The organism is Bacillus sp. 1NLA3E (assembly GCF_000242895.2).
Lineage (GTDB): Bacteria > Bacillota > Bacilli > Bacillales > Cytobacillaceae > Bacillus_BU.
On record NC_021171.1, the window covers coordinates 2,101,403 to 2,117,365 of the forward strand.

Consider the following 15,963-nt stretch of genomic DNA (forward strand, 5'->3'; position numbering starts at 1 on the left):
ATTTTCCTGACGCTACCTCTACAATACAAATAGTGAATTACAGGAGTCTTTTATTGGTAAGAAGTTGGCAAAGCGTGGCAAATTACTTATCGAACTGGTGCAAAAGAGGCAGAAGTGGTAAATTCTAATGGCAGTAATCATTCTAGGTTTCCACTCAAAAGTGAACGGTCATTTTTACCGTGAAATCACTCTTTTAAAAAGCTCCCTAAATTGCTCCCTATCTTCTGATGTAAATGGTTTTGGCCCCTTTGTACGCTTTCCGCTTTTTCGAGCCATTGCACTAAAATAACGTGTTTGTAATAATTGGTCAATGTTTTCATTTGTATAGCTAAACCCTTTATGGTGAAGAACCGTACATCCTTTTGGTAAACCTAGCGAAGCAAGACCATAATCTTGCGTAACTATGATATCTCCTTTTTCTACTAACTTCATAATCCGATAATCCGCAGCATCTGCTCCAGAATCAACATAAATGATTTCCACCCCTGATGGTAGTTCCGCATTAGAAAAATGAGAAAAGCTAGTAACAAGGATAACCGGAATCTCCGCATTCGTACCTTCAGAGATAATAATATCTTTTACCGGACAAGCATCTGCATCAACATAAATTTTCATTTCTATCTCTCCCGTAAATAAGTTCGATTTGATTGTGATAATAATAGCAGATTATACTTTTGTCAAACGGAGCAGAGTTTTATTTTTAATAAATATATGATAAACAAAAATGAACCATTATTTGCAAAAGAAAAAGCGATACCATGTGCTTCAAGCATCGCCAACGTTAGTTAAGTAACTTTATTTTATATTGGTGTTAAACACCGCGAATGTCGGGCGTTCAGCCTTTTGGCAACTTGCTCATATCCATATACAAAACGTTCCACCGATGGCCATCTGGATCGGCAAAACCGCAGCCGTACATCCAACCGCCCCGTTCTCCCGGCTTGCTGAATAAAGAGCCTCCTGCATTTACGGCTTTCAAGGCGAACTCATCAACTTCATCCATGGAGTTGGCCCCAAGAGAGAATAACACTTCAGTACCTTGCCACGAATTCGCAGCAGCATTCCCCATAAAACCGAGGAAAGTTGATTCCGGGAAGATCATCAAAACAACCTTATTGTCACCGATGATCAGGCTGAATGAGCCATCTTGGCTCGCATATTGCTCATTTAACCGAAAACCAAGTTGCGTATAAAACTCCTTCGCCCGTTCCGGTTCGCGTACTGGCAGGTTCAACCATAAATCTCTCGACATACTTAACAACCTCCTGATCATGAGATGAAATGCGCACTTGCATCTCTATAAATTCAACGCCTATTATAATCTTTCCTCTTATTAAGAAATAAAATCAATAATCAACTAACTTGCCCTTATGTACAGTTTGAAAGTGCAGGTTGGTTAAAGAGGAGCTACTCACAAACCAACGTAATAAATTTGTTTCCACCAATACACAAAGGGAAATAAGGTCCTAATGGTCATAAATTCAATATGTCACATAAAAACTGTAAAATTTAAAGACTAAGTATTCTTATTTTATAAATACTGACATCATTGTAGGCTTTTTTTCATACATTATTTTTGGGGTGAAAAAATGCCGAGAGTAAATTACCGAAGTTCAGACATTGACTTAATGGCAAGGATGATGAGAGCAGAAGCCGAAGGTGAAGGAAAACAAGGAATGTTATATGTTGGAAATGTAATTGTTAATCGACTTAAAGCAAATTGTTTAGATTTTAAAAATTTAAGAACGGTTCGACAAGTCATTTTTCAAGTGCAAGGAGGAAATTATTCTTTTGAAGCTGTTCAAAAAGGTAATGTATTTTATCAAAGAGCGAGAAGTGCTGAAAAAAGAATAGCAAAACAGAATTTGGATTATTGGAGGCAACACCCAGGAAAATATGCCCTTTGGTATTTTAATCCATATGCTCCATGCCCTCCTTCATGGTACGGTCAACCTGCATCTGGTCAATTTAAAAATCATTGTTATTATGAACCAAAAGCTGGAACATGTGATAGTGTTTATAGCGGAGGTTAAGCAAACTCTTTTTTCAAGAGGTCAGTCAGCAAATGGGTAAATTTAATGTGGTCGATCAGCAAATTCCATGATAATCCCGACGCTAAAGCAATCTATAGTAGAATTTGTTTTGAAGACATTGGATTGTGGATGATGTATACATATAGATATAACATTAAATATTACAGAGGTTGTCATTCAGGCAGCTTCTGTTTTTTTATTTGCTCATACGACGGATTTTATACTTATTCGTATCCATCTTCATATGAACTACATATTAATTTATTATAATGAATTGCTCGAATGCTCTTCCGTAATATTAAAATTTAAGGAGAGATATTACGGAATAGCCTCACTATTAATAATATGCCTGTTGATGACGTTTTTTGCATGACGGGCAAATGAGGGGGCAAATATTAATCACGAATACATAATAGGGTTTATCGAGTGAGATTTGTAGTTAGAAAGGTAAAATGTTATTAATTTGTGGGAGGAAATAAGATGAACATGACACATTATATGAGCTTATTAGCCGATAATCAGCCCTGGAATCTACTGATTTTCATGGCAATTCCGGTTATCTGTGCTGAAACAATCGCTGTAACGGAATTAGCAATTTTATTTACTAGAAACCTAAATGGAAAATTAAGATTGGTAAACAAAATCACTTCTATATTTGTTGGCATTTATTTTACTGGTATTTTTATATATTTATTTATTAACGCTGTTATTCCTATTACATCAAAAGGAGAATGGCATGGTTGGATTGATGTAGTGGCGGTTGGATTTTACTTATCAGGAATAATTCCATTATTAGGGATGGCTCTTTTGGATTTAAATATTATTTATAGAAGCAAATCAGTAGAAGAAAGATTAAAGGTTCATGTATTTTTTGTTGGCTTGTTTTTAGTACTCGCACACGTTGCTATGATTACTGGAATGGTGGATCCGTCAATTATATCAAATATGACGGAAATGAAAGGGATGTAAGATTATCTAAAAACACTGATAAATGGCCAAAAGGCGTTTTATCAGTGTTTTTTTTTTCGACTTTTATACGGTTTCAGAATGCAGATAATAAAGTAATTAAGACAGATTAATTGTGGGTTGCTGTTTTTCGATTTCGCCCTGTACATAAGTACATTCCCATAAAAAAGTGCATACGATAATTTGTATAAATCTGTGAAGGGATTGAATAAAATGTACTATACCACTTGGGTGTATCCATACCCATATCAACCTAATGTTTATTGTGCTGATGTCAAAATGTATAATAATTATATAAGACAGCCTGAATACTGGAATATTTATGATGACGCAAGAAATAAGGTAAAAGATTATGGGCGGAAACCATTTGTGGTCAACATTAATGAGGCTGCGAAGCATAACAATACCTACCGTACAGCTTTGTGGACAGGAGATCATTTGCAAGTTACATTGATGAGTATTAATGTTGGTGAAGACATCGGTTTAGAAATTCATCCTAACGTTGACCAATTCTTACGGATTGAACAAGGTCAAGGGGTTGTACAAATGGGCAGGAGAAAAGATCATTTAAACTTTGTTCACATAGCTTATGATGATTTTGCCATTATGATACCTGCTGGCACCTGGCATAATGTAACCAATACAGGTAATACGCCATTAAAACTATATTCTATATATGCTCCTCCACAACATCCATCTGGTACGGTTCACTTAACTAAAGCACAGGCTATAGCCGCGGAATAATCGAATTCTAATTAATACCTTCTTTTACGAACAGGGGCTTTACTTCAAAGAGAAGTAGGGCCTTATTGCTTTTAGTATGTTTATATAAACACCAATGGAATGTTTGGGCATAACATATCATATAAATTTATAATAAAATTTTCACTTGAAAGGGGAGTTTTTATGGATTTCTGTATTTCTTGTGGGATGGAATTAGCGATTATGGAGAGAAACCGGGTTGAATGTTGGGAATGCAGGGATGCAACAACGGAGTCATATTCAGAAGATGAATAACCAATGATTGTGTTAAATTGGTTTTTGTAACAGAACTGAAATAGTTGCATCCTTCCTTGTAACGGTGTTATTTTGAAAAATAACAATTGAATTTTATGTAAACGTAGTCTGTTCATTGGCATATTATGTGGGCCAAAGAACAGGCTTTTTTTAATCTAATGTTCGAAGCTTACGAAAAAGAAACTGGATTGCACTTTTTGTTATTGTAAAAATAGCAAAAAAATTAACTAACTTAAAGGAACTCTGAAGAAGAGACAAACATACAAGCAAAGCCAACCAATCTTTCATATGGTGTAGGAAAAAAGGAGTTTTGTATGGCTTCAATTCCAAACTTTCCACAACGTTTACTAAGAGAACATGCTTCATGGCATTCGAATATGGGGATGGGGGAACGTTCAGGGGATGGATTAGAATTCCTTGAATTTCATCGTGATTTTTTAAAAAGATCCTTGAAGTGGTATGAAGCACAAGGACAGAATCCTAGATTAGTAGAGCCTTGGTCTTCCATTCCTTTGGAAATAAAAAGGCATCCGAGATGGAGCAGAAGGCTTCAAGATGCTGAAAATCGAATAACCAGAAACCTGGCTTCCTTTAAATCGGCTGATGAGCTAGGACGGTACCTCTTAACTTCATCCCTTCATGATGCTATACATGTGTTCGGATCAGAAGTCCTTAATGACACCGATTTTGGTCGAATCTCTTTGGCGCCCAGAAGCACGCTTTTCTATAACTGGCACGGGCTTATCGATAATTGGTGGAAACAAATAGAAGGGTGAATGGATAATCAGAATATTAGTTTATCAACAGACTTATTTGAATAAAAATTAGATTGAACCTAAGTATACAATTTAAAGTGGAAAGGACCAGATACTATCCGAATACGGAAGGCACCTGGTCCTTTTTGGGCCATGCCTCCATTGAAATATTATTAGTAGAAACTAGGTTTTTGGAAATAATATTGACAGAAATGTGAAATGTTGTTAATATGACTAAACAGATAGGAATTAATAAGTTTAAAGAATATAAATACGCTGACTGGATTACCAGAGGCCATAAATCCAAATCATTTCAATGATTTGGATTTATGGCTTTTTTATTTTTTAAGCATGATTACTCAACAAGAAGGAGGGAGAAGATGTGAGCGTAGGCAATCAAGCATTTTGAAAAGTGCTGATGCTTAAAAACAAATCTATTTTGAACGAAAAAGCTTGGTATTTTCATTAGAGCAATCATTGCAGGATTTCTACTATTATTAGTGGGTTGTTCAGGAAATGAACAACAAACCGATTCAAAACGCATTGAATATTGTTCAGTTGATGTAGAACAAACCGATCCGGAGCTCGGGGAATTATTGGTGACGATTGATCGTAACAAAAAAGAGCTAAAGGTGAATGAACCAGTAGAAGTCACAGTTGATTTGAAGTTTGACAATCTTGACATTAGCAATGACACAATAGTAGATTTTGAGATTGTAAAAAATGGAGTACAGGTAGATAAAGGGAATTCTGAGTATGTAGGAGATGGCAAGTACATAATCAAGACAATGTTCTCTTCACCCGGGCAACAACAATTGGTAGCTCATGTGTATTATGAGTGGTTCCACGAGATGCCTACGCTCTCTTTTGATGTTAAGTAAAAGGTCAAACCACCAATATCTGTCGAAAAAAAAGAAAAGTAATAAAAAAGGGGATTTTGGAATGAATAAGGGGAAATTTTCAAAAATAGGGCTTGCTATGATGCTAATGGTTGCTTTGTTGCTGACAGCTTGCTCGTCTGATCAAGCAAGTAAAGAGGAAACAAAAAAAGAAGAAAAAGGTTCAAAAGAAAAAATTGTTTATTTTAATTATCCAGATAATCCAGTATTCGATTTAGTTTATTTAGCAGATGAATTAGGTTATTTTGAAAAAACAAATACACGACCAAAATACGTTGGGAAGATCGCTTCACCACAAATCATCCCTCTAGTTGGTACAGGGGATATTGATTTTGGTACAAGAATGGTTCCCCTTGTTATTTCTGCGATTGCTAGTGGTGCAGATATGGAGGTTGTTGCAGCAGGTGGAGAAACATTAAAAAAGGCACCACATATGAAATATTTTGTTCGAAAAGATTCAGGAATTAAGGAAGCGAAGGATTTAGAAGGTAAAACGATTGGAATCAACAGTTTTGGAGCGTGCTCAGAATTTGTTACGAAGAAATGGTTAAAGAAGCAGGGCGTCAATGTGGATTCGATTAAATGGGTCGTTGTTCCAGATGATCAAAATGAACAAGCAGTGGTTAGTGGTGGCGTTGATTTAGCCATTATTCACCCGCCACACTCAGGAGGAGCAGAAAAAAATCCTGAGCTTAAGCGTTTATGGACTGATTATGACTTAGATCATGGTTTAGGCGGTATGTCTCCATATACAGTTAATGGTAAATTCGCGAAAGAACATCCAGAAGCAGTAAAAGATTTTGTAGCAGCCATTTCTAAAGCAGGTAACTGGGTAAATGAAAATCCAGAAGAAGCTCGTAAACTGATTGGGAAAAGGCTGGGTATGGATGTTAATAAAGTTGAAAGCTATGCTTTCGTAAAAGACCAAGTGATTACTGAAGCTCCAGTACAATACTATATTGATATTTTAGAAAAAGAAGGAAAAATTAAAAAAGGCTCAGTGAAAGCAAAAGATGTGTACACAAATGAATACAATCCAAAAGTAAAACAAGAAACGGCAAGTAAATAAGAAAAGCGCAAGCGCCTAGATTCGTTCCAATAACAAATGGAATGAATCTGGGGTTTGGATTGGACCACTTCACTTGAGAAAAATTTTATTGATGAACAGGAGGGAAATCATTTGGCAAAAATTAGTGCAGTCAACGTGAAAAAAGAGTTCAAAGTCCGTAATGACTCTGGGAAAAAAAGTAGTTTGGTTGTTTTAGATGATTTTAATCTTGAAATAAAAGAAGGTGAATTCATCTCTATTCTTGGACCAAGTGGTTGTGGTAAATCAACTTTTCTAAGTATTTTGGCTGGTTTGGCTTCTAAATCTAGTGGGAATTTAACAGTTGATGGGCAAGAAGTAAATGGCATTAATCAAAAGCATAGTGTCGTATTTCAGGGCTATGCCTTGTTCCCGTGGAGAACGGTGTTGGAAAATGTAGAGACAGGGTTAGAAATAAGGGGAATAAAAAAGAAAGAACGAAAAGAAATTGCTTTAGAATATATCAATCTTGTAGGACTTCAAGCATTTGCGAATCGTTACCCACATGAATTATCAGGGGGAATGAAGCAAAGGGTAGCGATTGCACGTTCACTCGCTTATAATCCGGATGTCTTATTGATGGATGAACCGTTTGGAGCACTAGATGCGCAAACACGTGAAGTGCTCCAAACGGAATTATTGAGAATTTGGGAATCTAGTAATAAGACGATTATTTTTATTACTCACAGTATAGATGAAGCGGTTTATTTATCGGATCGAGTGGCGGTTATGACGGCCAGGCCAGGTAAAGTGAAGGAAATTATTGATATTCCATTAGCAAGACCTCGATCATTTGACATTCGCAACTCTAGAGAATTTGTAAAATTCCGTCAACAAGCCTGGGATGTTTTAAAGGATGAGGTGCAACATGCTCAGGAGCAAGATATTCCCCAATCAGAGACTGTTAACAAACTAGTGAAAGGGAAGGTATTGAATGAAAAAGTGGTCTAACATCTTTTATCAAGTTTGGTATAGAAGTGCAGCGATTCTATTATTTCTTGTTGTTTGGGAAATACTCCCTCGATCTGGTATGGTAAGCCGTTCATTTTTGAGTCCGCCAACGGCTGTCATTGTAGCCATTAAAGATTTAATCGTATCTGCAGAACTCTGGGGGCATCTGATTGCCAGTTTACAGCGTTCATTATCAGGTTTGGTTCTTGCTATTATTGCCGGAGTTGCACTGGGTCTAGTGGTGGGGTGGTTTAAGAAATTTGAAGCATTTATTGATCCTTTATTGCAATTATTTCGCCAAATATCGGCGTTTGCCCTTTTTCCGGTGTTCATTTTGTTTTTAGGAATAGGTGAAGCATCGAAGACAGGGATTATTTTTTGGGCAGCTTTTTTCCCGATTCTAATCAATACCGTGAGTGGTGTGAAGCATGTTGATAAGCTACTAATTGATTCAGCAAAGTCGATGGGAGCGGGACAAGGATTTATTTTTAGAAAAGTCATTATCCCAGCAGCTGCACCAAGTATTTTCACAGGGATCCGACTTGGAGGAGCTTATTGCATTACTGCTTTAGTTGCAGCAGAAATGATTGGTGCTTCGTCCGGCCTGGGATTTTACATTCTAAATTCACAAGAAATATTCCAAATTCCCCATATGTACGCCGGAATCATCTTACTGGCTTTCTTAGGGTTAGGCTTAAATTATTTATTAGCCTTAATTGAGTCTAGATTTACTCGATGGAAAAAAGGATTGTACACGGAATAAGGATTCATTTTAAAAAAATTGAAAAGAGGAATGATGATGAAATTTGGTTATTGGTCACCAATCTTTGGAGGGTGGTTACGAAATGTTGAGGATGAGAACATGCCTGCAACATTTGAATATGTAAAAGAAGTGGCTCAAGCTGCGGAAAAGTTGGGCTATGATATGACGCTAGTCCCTGAACTGTATTTAAATGATATTAAAGGTCCAGAAGCGGATGTGTTAGATGCCTGGTCAACAGCTGCTGCATTAGCAGCGGTAACGGAAAAAATTGAAATCCTTACAGCAATCCGACCTGGATTTCATAACCCGGCAGTAATTGCCAAGGCAGCGGCTAACATTGACCATATCAGTAATGGCCGTTTTAATTTAAACCTTGTGTCAGCGTGGTGGGAAGAGGAAGCTCGTCAATATGCCGGGCAGTTCACGGCTCACGATGATCGTTATGATCGAGTAGAAGAATATATTGATGTGTTAAAAGGTCTATGGACTGAAGATACATTTTCATATGATGGACAATATTATCATATAGAAAATGCACAGCTTTATCCAAAGCCTGTTCAACGACCTCATCCGATTCTTTATGCGGGTGGTGAAAGTACACGCGGGAAAGAGGCCATTGTTGATAAATGTGATGCCTATGTCATGCATGGCGGTACGGTTGAAGAAATCGCTAAAAAAATAGCCGAAATGCAAGCGTTAAAAGCTGAAGCAGGTAAAGAGCCCTTTAGTAGATTCGGTATGGCTGCCTATGTCATTTGCCGAGATACAGAGGAAGAGGCACAAGCTGAACTGGCGCGCATTACCGATGTGAAAGCGACAAGTGGTTATGCAGGCTATGATGATTTTAAAAATAAATCCCAACTTGAAATTGATTTAGCTCTACAGGATTATTCGGTATCCAATCGTGGTCTTCGTCCAAATCTCGTTGGAACACCGGAACAAATTGCTGATAAAATTTTAGAATATGAAAATGCTGGACTCGATTTATTTATTTTACAATTTTCTCCGCATTTAGAGGAAATGGAACGTTTTGCGACTCAAGTGAAACCGTTAGTTGAAGCTAAAAGTAAAAAGGTATATGCGTAGAGCATAACCATGCAAGCAGAGGAGAATGGATAATGAGCAAGATTTATATCATACATGAGAATAATGAGTGGACCGTGCATTTAACGAAAAGATTATCAGAATTAGATTTACCCTTTGAAGAATGGCATTTAAATGAAGGTTTGGTTGATTTGTCTGAACAACCTCCTGAAGGGATTTTTTACAGTCGAATGAGCGCGTCTTCCCATACTCGCGGTCACCGTTTTGCACCGGAATTGGCGGATAATGTCTTTGCCTGGTTAGAGCAACATGAACGGGTGGTATTTAATGGTAGTACTGCGTTAAGTTTGGAGCTTAGTAAGGTGAAGCAATATACGGCACTTACAAAAGCAGGGATTAAAACGCCAAAAACCATCGCTGCTGTTGGGAAGGAACAAATTATTAAAGCAGCTGAGGAATTAGGTGCTGAATCTTTTATTACTAAACATAATCGTGCTGGTAAAGGATTAGGGGTGCAATTATTCCATTCAGTTGAAGCGTTAAAACAGTATGTAAACGGACCAACCTTTGATGAGCCCGTTGACGGAATTACATTAATTCAGGAATATATAAAATCTCCTGAACAATCTATTACCCGATGCGAGTTTATTGGTGGGAAGTTTTTCTATGCTGTTCAAGTTGATACATCGGGAGGATTTGAGCTATGCCCGGCGGATGCCTGCAATATTGGTGACCTTTTTTGTCCAGTTGGTGAGCAAGTCGAGGAAAAACCTAAGTTTCAAATCATTGAAGGATTGAATAAGCCCATCATTGCGCAATATGAAGCATTCTTAAAAGCCAATCATATAGCGGTTGCCGGAATAGAGTTTATTAAAAACAGCGCTGGTGACATTTACACGTACGATATTAATACGAACACCAATTACAATAGTGATGCTGAAAAAGCAGCTGGAAAATTTGGAATGTTAGAATTGGCGAAGTTTTTAGGAGCTGAATTTGCCAAACAACAAGCTGTAGCTGTAAAATAACGGACTTTAGAAAATAGGCTGAGGCGAAATTTTTAAACGATTTTTTTAAAAAATAGGCTGTGTTAAAGCACAATGTTGTTTTTTTGCTCTATGTTGATTGGAGTGGAAGGCGCGAAGACTCCTGCGGGAGCAGTGGGACAGGTGAGACCCCGCAGGCGCTTTAGCGCCGAGGAGGCTCACCGCCCACCCCGCGGAAAGCGAAGCGCCTGGAACGGAAATCAACATTCTAGCATTCCTGTAGAACGTTATTTTTCGAGTTTGAAAAAAATAGGGCTCCTCAGTAAGATATGAGTAAGACACCACTCAAACTCAACCTTAAGGAGGAACCCTACTTTGAAGTTTAAAATGCAAAACAAACAAAATCAACTAATAGAAAGAATTTCCGTTAAACATCTTGTTGTTGGGATAGATATTGCTCAACAATTACATGTAGCCCGAGCTGTTAATTTCCGCGGAATTGTAGTTGGTGATCCACTTACATTTACTAATAATGAAGAAGGATTTTCTAGTTTATTAAAATGGATTAATAATCTTCAAAGAATAAACAATTTAGATGAATCTATTGTTGGGATGGAACCTACTGGACACTATTGGATTAATCTTTCAAAATGGCTTTTTAAGCATAATATTGAAGTGGTAACGGTAAATCCCTATTTAGTAAAAAGAAATAAAGAAAATCGTGATAATACTCAATCTAAAAGTGATAAAAAAGATGCTTTGGTTATAGCTGATATGGTGAAAAACGGTTACTACTCTGAGGTTAGGCCTACATCTGAGTCATTTGAAAAACTTAGGGTTCTTATGTCTAATCGTGATGTAGTTGTTAAGCGTCTCGTAAGTTCTACTAACCAATTAAATCGGTGGGTAGATATTGTATTTCCCGAACTCCGACAGGTGTTTAAAGATATTACCGCTAAAGGGGCAATTGCAACCCTTCGTCTATTCCCATCCCCTGTAGAATTAGGAACTATGGAGCCCGAGGAAGTAATAATGGGTTGGAAATCAATCATGAAGAGACAACCTGGTTTAAAAAAGGCACTATTACTCATTCAGGTAGCTGGAAAATCAGTTGGAACAAAGCAAGCACTTGATGCTTATAAATTTCATTTGGAACAATTATTAGAGGAATATGATTTAGCTTTAAAACAACTCGAAAGAGTGGAGGAACAAGTTACTGATGCTCTATTAAAGATCCCTTTCGCTTATAAATTACTTGCCATTAAAGGCATTAGTGTAATTTCATTGGCAGGTATTTTAGGTGAGGCAGGAGATTTAAGTGGTTTTTCTCATGGGAATTCTTTGCTTCGCCATGCTGGATTACACTTAGCTGAAGCAAGTTCAGGGAAGTGGAAAGGTCAAATTGTCATCTCTAAGCGAGGAAGGTCTAGACTACGACGTTTCCTATATTTAGCTACAATGAGTCTTGTAGTGAATAATCCGGAATTTAAAGCAATACACTCCTATAATGTAAAAGTAAAAAAGATGAAGAAAATGAAGTCAATCATGAAATTGATTGGGAAACTTGCGAGGATTTTTGTGGGCATCGCTCGCCGAAATGAGTTCTACTGTCCTGAAAAAGTTAACCACATTATTGTGTTGGCAGCATAGTTACGATAGAACCTTGAACTAAATCTGATTTCTTAAATGTGACACCAAAAATAAATTAGATAACAGAATTGTATAAACCGAATGCTGGCTTATTCGCAGGATAATAAATATGTACGGAGTACCAGATTTGTTAAACAAAAGGGCATAGACCCATTAATCTAGCTTGACTGGCCTCCACCCCTTGGGTAGGCATGACGAAGGAATGAAAGGGCAATTGACCCGTTGAGACATGGGAGGGAAAGCCTCCAGGGGCGGCGTGGAGCATGTACATCACATGGTAAAAATTGGGGTTATTATTTATCCCTTTATTTCACTATGCCTCCACGAGCCAATAATGATCTGAATTCATTCCACTTAACTGTTAATTCAAAATATGGGACTATGAAATCCTGCGAATTAGCGAGCATTCGGGAGAAAATCGCATTAAACTGAGGGAGTTTAACAGAGCCTAAAAAAAGAAGGGTTAACATTATGACGAATGAAAGAAATCAATCATTCCATTTTGATACGATTGCATTACATGAAGGGCAAACCGTTGATCCGATTACACGTTCAAGAGCTGTGCCCATTTATCAAACAACGTCCTATTTGTTTGATAGTACCGAACATGCTGCGGAACTTTTCAAAATGAATGGTGAGGGCTATATATATTCTAGAAATGCTAATCCAACGATTGATGTGTTTGAGAAAAGACTAGCAGGGTTAGAAGGTGGAGTTGGGGCTTTTGCTGTTTCGTCTGGACAGGCAGCGATTGCTCTAGCCTTGCTGACAATTGCAAAGTCTGGAGATGAAATTGTTGCCACCAACGCTTTATATGGAGGGACTTTTGCGTTATTTGCTAAAACCTTCCCGAGATTTGGCGTGAACGTTCGTTTTGTGGATGGGAATGATTTGAGTGCGGTTGAAGCAGCCATTAATGAAAAAACAAAAGCGGTTTATACAGAGACAATCGGAAATCCAAGTTTGCAAATTGCCGATATTGAAGCTTTAAGTCAAATCGCGCATCAACATGAGGTTCCGTTAGTCATTGATAATACGTTTACAACACCATACTTAATCCAGCCGATTGCTTTTGGTGCCGATATTGTCATTCACTCGACTACTAAATTTATTGGTGGTCACGGTACGTCGATTGGCGGGGCAATTGTTGATGCAGGGACGTTTAACTGGGAAAACGGTAAATTTCCTGAGTTTACGGAAGTGAATCCAAATTTAAATCATCGTTCATTTGTGGAAGTGGCGCAGGAGAAAGCTTTTATTGCGAAAGTACGTTTTGAACTGGGGCATGATTTAGGTGCTTCTTTATCCCCGTTTAATGGTTGGTTATTCATTCAAGGCTTAGAGTCATTATCCTTTCGAGTGAAACAGCATGTTAGTAATGCACAAAAGGTAGCAGAATATCTTGCCCATCATGAACAAGTTTCATGGGTGAATTATCCGACACTAGAAGGTAATCCCCAAAATGATATTGCCAAGAAATATTTACCGAAAGGTGCGGGTTCCATCTTTAGTTTTGGAATTAAGGGTGGCTTGGAGCCAGCAAAACGGTTCATAAATTCTGTTCAATTGCTATCCCATGTCGCGAATATAGGGGACTCTAAGACATTGGTGATTCATCCAGCTAGTACATCGCATTCGAGGTTATCACCAGAAGAGCAGGTCAGAACCGGCGTGACTCCGGAACTCGTTCGCATTTCTGTTGGCTTGGAAGACATAGACGATATTATAGTAGATATTGATCAAGCTTTGAAATTAGCAAGTCTGACTGTTCAAACTGTAAAATGAGGGAATTCATGGGGATGGTTCTTCTGCTTCCAAAGGAAGGATGAAGACCGTCCCCATGCTCTTTTAACTAATTTTGGACAAAAAGGAAAGGACCTTATGATTAAATTCATCCTTTTTTTCGATATTCGAAAGATGTCCGCATTCCTTGAAGATATGTAATTCGGAATGAGGTATAAACGAATAGGTTTGCAGAGCAGAAAAAACAGGTGTAACCCTATCTTTGTTGCTGCCCAAAACTAAAACGGGAATTTTAATAAAAGGGAGAAACGGGAGATAATTCCTAGCCAAAGAAGAGAGAGAAGATTGAATATAAGCCATTTTATTGATTGAAAAGGTGGATTCGGCAGTTCTCAATAACTCTGCATCCCCATTGTTATAGATACATTGTGATGCGAAAAATTTTATTAATTCTCCCTTTGATTTTTCGAGGATGTTTTTGAAGCCGAAAAATAAAATGAAATTTCTAAAAATGAAAGGTGTGTAAGAAATCGTATTACATAGAATTAATGATTTAACCACTGAAGGTTTCCTCAAATACAATTCTTGGGCAATGATCCCTCCTAATGATAAACCACACACATTTACCTTTTCTAGCTTAAGCCTGTTTAAAAGTGCAAGGATATCGGAAACATATGTAGTAACATTCATCCCAGTTGAAATGGTTGAATCGCCATGCCCCCTTAATTCAGGAATGATTAAATGATGGTTGTTAGCCAAAATATTTTGACTGTTCCAAAGCTGAAGATTATTGCCTAAGCCGTGAATTAAAAGAAGCGGCTCTCCGGACCCTTTTTCAAAAAAATTTATGATGGAATTTCCTCCTAAACACAAAAGTCATTAAACCTTAGTTTGTTCAGGAAAATTCAGATTTAAACAGGGGTCAAATTTAATTTATTTTAACATTAAAATAATTTTTTAATATTTTCAGTGAAGCCTAGAGGCGGTTATAGTAAAATAAAGTTGAATAGGTAATTGATAGAGAACATCTTTACTAGGGGGAAAAAGGTGAATAATCAACTCAAAAATGGTCTTAAAATTTTTACATTAAATTCCAATCCAGAACTTGCAGCAGAGATGGCACAGCTTTTGGGATGTGAATTGGGAAACTGCTCCGTTAAACAATTTAGTGATGGGGAAATTCAAATTAACATTGAAGAAAGTGTCCGCGGATGTGATGTATATCTAGTTCAGTCCACTTCACAGCCAGTCAATACACATATTATGGAACTTCTCATTATGGTTGATGCAATGAAAAGGGCTTCAGCCAAAGAGATTAACGTTGTGATACCTTACTTCGGGTACTCGCGACAAGATCGTCAAGCCGGTCCACGTGAACCAATCTCAGCGAAATTAGTAGCAAACCTTTTAGAAAAAGCAGGAGCAACAAGGATTATTACAATGGACTTCCATTCTCCACAAATGCAGGGATTTTTCGATATACCTGTAGATGAATTAAGAGGTGCTCCTATCCTATCTCATTATTTTGAAAAAAAAGGACTGGAAGATGTCGTTGTAGTTGCACCACATAAAGGTGGGGTTACGAGAGCACGAAAAATGGCCAGCCAGTTAAATACTCCGATTGCTTTAATCGATGAACGAGCACCTGAGCAAAATTTCACCGAAAACGTGAATGTTATTGGAAATGTAAAAGGGAAAACTGCCATTTTATTTGATGATCTAATTAATACTGCAGAAACCATTACAACAGCCGCTCACGCTTTAGAAAAAGAAGGGGCAATAGCTATCTATGCTTGCTGCACACACGCTGTTTTCTTAGAGTCCGCAATCAGAAAGATTGAGGCATCCCCGATTAAAGAATTAGTAGTGACAAACACCATTAAAGTGCCTGAAGGGAAAATGATAGATAAAATGACGATCCTATCAGTTGCCCCATTGTTGGTAGAGGCCATTAACCGTATTCATAATGAAAAATCAGTCAGTCCTTTATTTGAGTTTAGTTTTGTTTGTAAACAATAAAGTGAGTGCTAGCGAGCGCAGGAACGGATCTTATGCTTCCAAAGGATGCA

16 protein-coding genes are annotated in these 15,963 nt (G+C 37.6%); 13 read left to right on the forward strand and 3 right to left on the reverse strand.

The features are described 5' to 3' along the window. Positions 1-174: 174 nt before the first annotated feature. On the reverse strand, positions 175-615 hold the full coding sequence (locus tag B1NLA3E_RS10090) for a YaiI/YqxD family protein (RefSeq protein ID WP_015593737.1): 441 nt from the start codon (positions 613-615) through the stop codon (positions 175-177). Between the two features lie 220 nt (positions 616-835). Next, positions 836-1,252 carry a VOC family protein gene (locus tag B1NLA3E_RS10095; RefSeq protein WP_015593738.1) on the reverse strand — a complete coding sequence of 139 codons (417 nt, stop codon included), beginning with the start codon at positions 1,250-1,252 and terminating at the stop codon, positions 836-838. A gap of 337 nt (positions 1,253-1,589) precedes the next feature. Between B1NLA3E_RS10095 and B1NLA3E_RS10100 the strand changes: the two genes are divergently transcribed. The 12 genes from B1NLA3E_RS10100 to B1NLA3E_RS10155 all read left to right on the forward strand — a co-directional run bounded on the left by B1NLA3E_RS10100 (position 1,590) and on the right by B1NLA3E_RS10155 (position 13,936). Beyond that, on the forward strand, positions 1,590-2,033 hold the full coding sequence (locus B1NLA3E_RS10100; protein ID WP_015593739.1) for a cell wall hydrolase: 444 nt from the start codon (positions 1,590-1,592) through the stop codon (positions 2,031-2,033). A 480-nt stretch (positions 2,034-2,513) separates the two neighbouring features. Then, the gene (locus B1NLA3E_RS10105; protein WP_015593740.1) at positions 2,514-3,002 is read left to right on the forward strand and encodes a DUF6803 family protein; all 489 of its coding nucleotides are present in this window, start codon (positions 2,514-2,516) and stop codon (positions 3,000-3,002) included. Between the two features lie 210 nt (positions 3,003-3,212). Beyond that, positions 3,213-3,743, forward strand: coding sequence for a cupin domain-containing protein (locus B1NLA3E_RS10110; protein WP_015593741.1), 531 nt, complete (start codon positions 3,213-3,215; stop codon positions 3,741-3,743). A gap of 587 nt (positions 3,744-4,330) precedes the next feature. Beyond that, the gene (locus tag B1NLA3E_RS10115) at positions 4,331-4,792 is read left to right on the forward strand and encodes a hypothetical protein (RefSeq protein WP_041580446.1); all 462 of its coding nucleotides are present in this window, start codon (positions 4,331-4,333) and stop codon (positions 4,790-4,792) included. A gap of 479 nt (positions 4,793-5,271) precedes the next feature. Next, positions 5,272-5,652: a hypothetical protein gene (locus tag B1NLA3E_RS10120; RefSeq protein WP_041580447.1), complete on the forward strand. Its 381-nt coding sequence runs from the start codon at positions 5,272-5,274 to the stop codon at positions 5,650-5,652. 61 nt (positions 5,653-5,713) lie between these two features. Further along, entirely contained in the window at positions 5,714-6,739 is a 1,026-nt protein-coding gene (locus B1NLA3E_RS10125; RefSeq protein ID WP_144061457.1) for an ABC transporter substrate-binding protein, read from the forward strand. Between the two features lie 111 nt (positions 6,740-6,850). Next, positions 6,851-7,708, forward strand: a complete 858-nt coding sequence (locus B1NLA3E_RS10130; RefSeq protein WP_083935077.1) for an ABC transporter ATP-binding protein — start codon at positions 6,851-6,853, stop codon at positions 7,706-7,708. Then, positions 7,692-8,471, forward strand: a complete 780-nt coding sequence (locus B1NLA3E_RS10135) for an ABC transporter permease (protein WP_015593746.1) — start codon at positions 7,692-7,694, stop codon at positions 8,469-8,471. Before B1NLA3E_RS10130 ends, B1NLA3E_RS10135 begins: the two co-directional genes overlap by 17 nt. A gap of 36 nt (positions 8,472-8,507) precedes the next feature. Further along, positions 8,508-9,557, forward strand: a complete 1,050-nt coding sequence (locus tag B1NLA3E_RS10140; RefSeq protein ID WP_041580448.1) for an LLM class flavin-dependent oxidoreductase — start codon at positions 8,508-8,510, stop codon at positions 9,555-9,557. 32 nt (positions 9,558-9,589) lie between these two features. Then, the gene (locus B1NLA3E_RS10145; protein WP_015593748.1) at positions 9,590-10,543 is read left to right on the forward strand and encodes an ATP-grasp domain-containing protein; all 954 of its coding nucleotides are present in this window, start codon (positions 9,590-9,592) and stop codon (positions 10,541-10,543) included. Positions 10,544-10,876: 333 nt separating this feature from the next. Beyond that, positions 10,877-12,151, forward strand: a complete 1,275-nt coding sequence (locus B1NLA3E_RS10150; protein ID WP_015593749.1) for an IS110 family transposase — start codon at positions 10,877-10,879, stop codon at positions 12,149-12,151. Between the two features lie 471 nt (positions 12,152-12,622). Further along, complete coding sequence (locus B1NLA3E_RS10155; RefSeq protein WP_015593750.1) at positions 12,623-13,936, forward strand: O-acetylhomoserine aminocarboxypropyltransferase/cysteine synthase family protein; 1,314 nt, start codon at positions 12,623-12,625, stop codon at positions 13,934-13,936. Positions 13,937-13,999: 63 nt separating this feature from the next. Here B1NLA3E_RS10155 and B1NLA3E_RS10160 read toward each other — a convergent pair whose 3' ends face one another. Further along, the gene (locus B1NLA3E_RS10160) at positions 14,000-14,767 is read right to left on the reverse strand and encodes an alpha/beta fold hydrolase (RefSeq protein WP_015593751.1); all 768 of its coding nucleotides are present in this window, start codon (positions 14,765-14,767) and stop codon (positions 14,000-14,002) included. Positions 14,768-14,941: 174 nt separating this feature from the next. Between B1NLA3E_RS10160 and B1NLA3E_RS10165 the strand changes: the two genes are divergently transcribed. Continuing rightward, positions 14,942-15,913 carry a ribose-phosphate diphosphokinase gene (locus B1NLA3E_RS10165; protein ID WP_041580449.1) on the forward strand — a complete coding sequence of 324 codons (972 nt, stop codon included), beginning with the start codon at positions 14,942-14,944 and terminating at the stop codon, positions 15,911-15,913. The last annotated feature ends 50 nt before the right edge of the window (positions 15,914-15,963 follow it).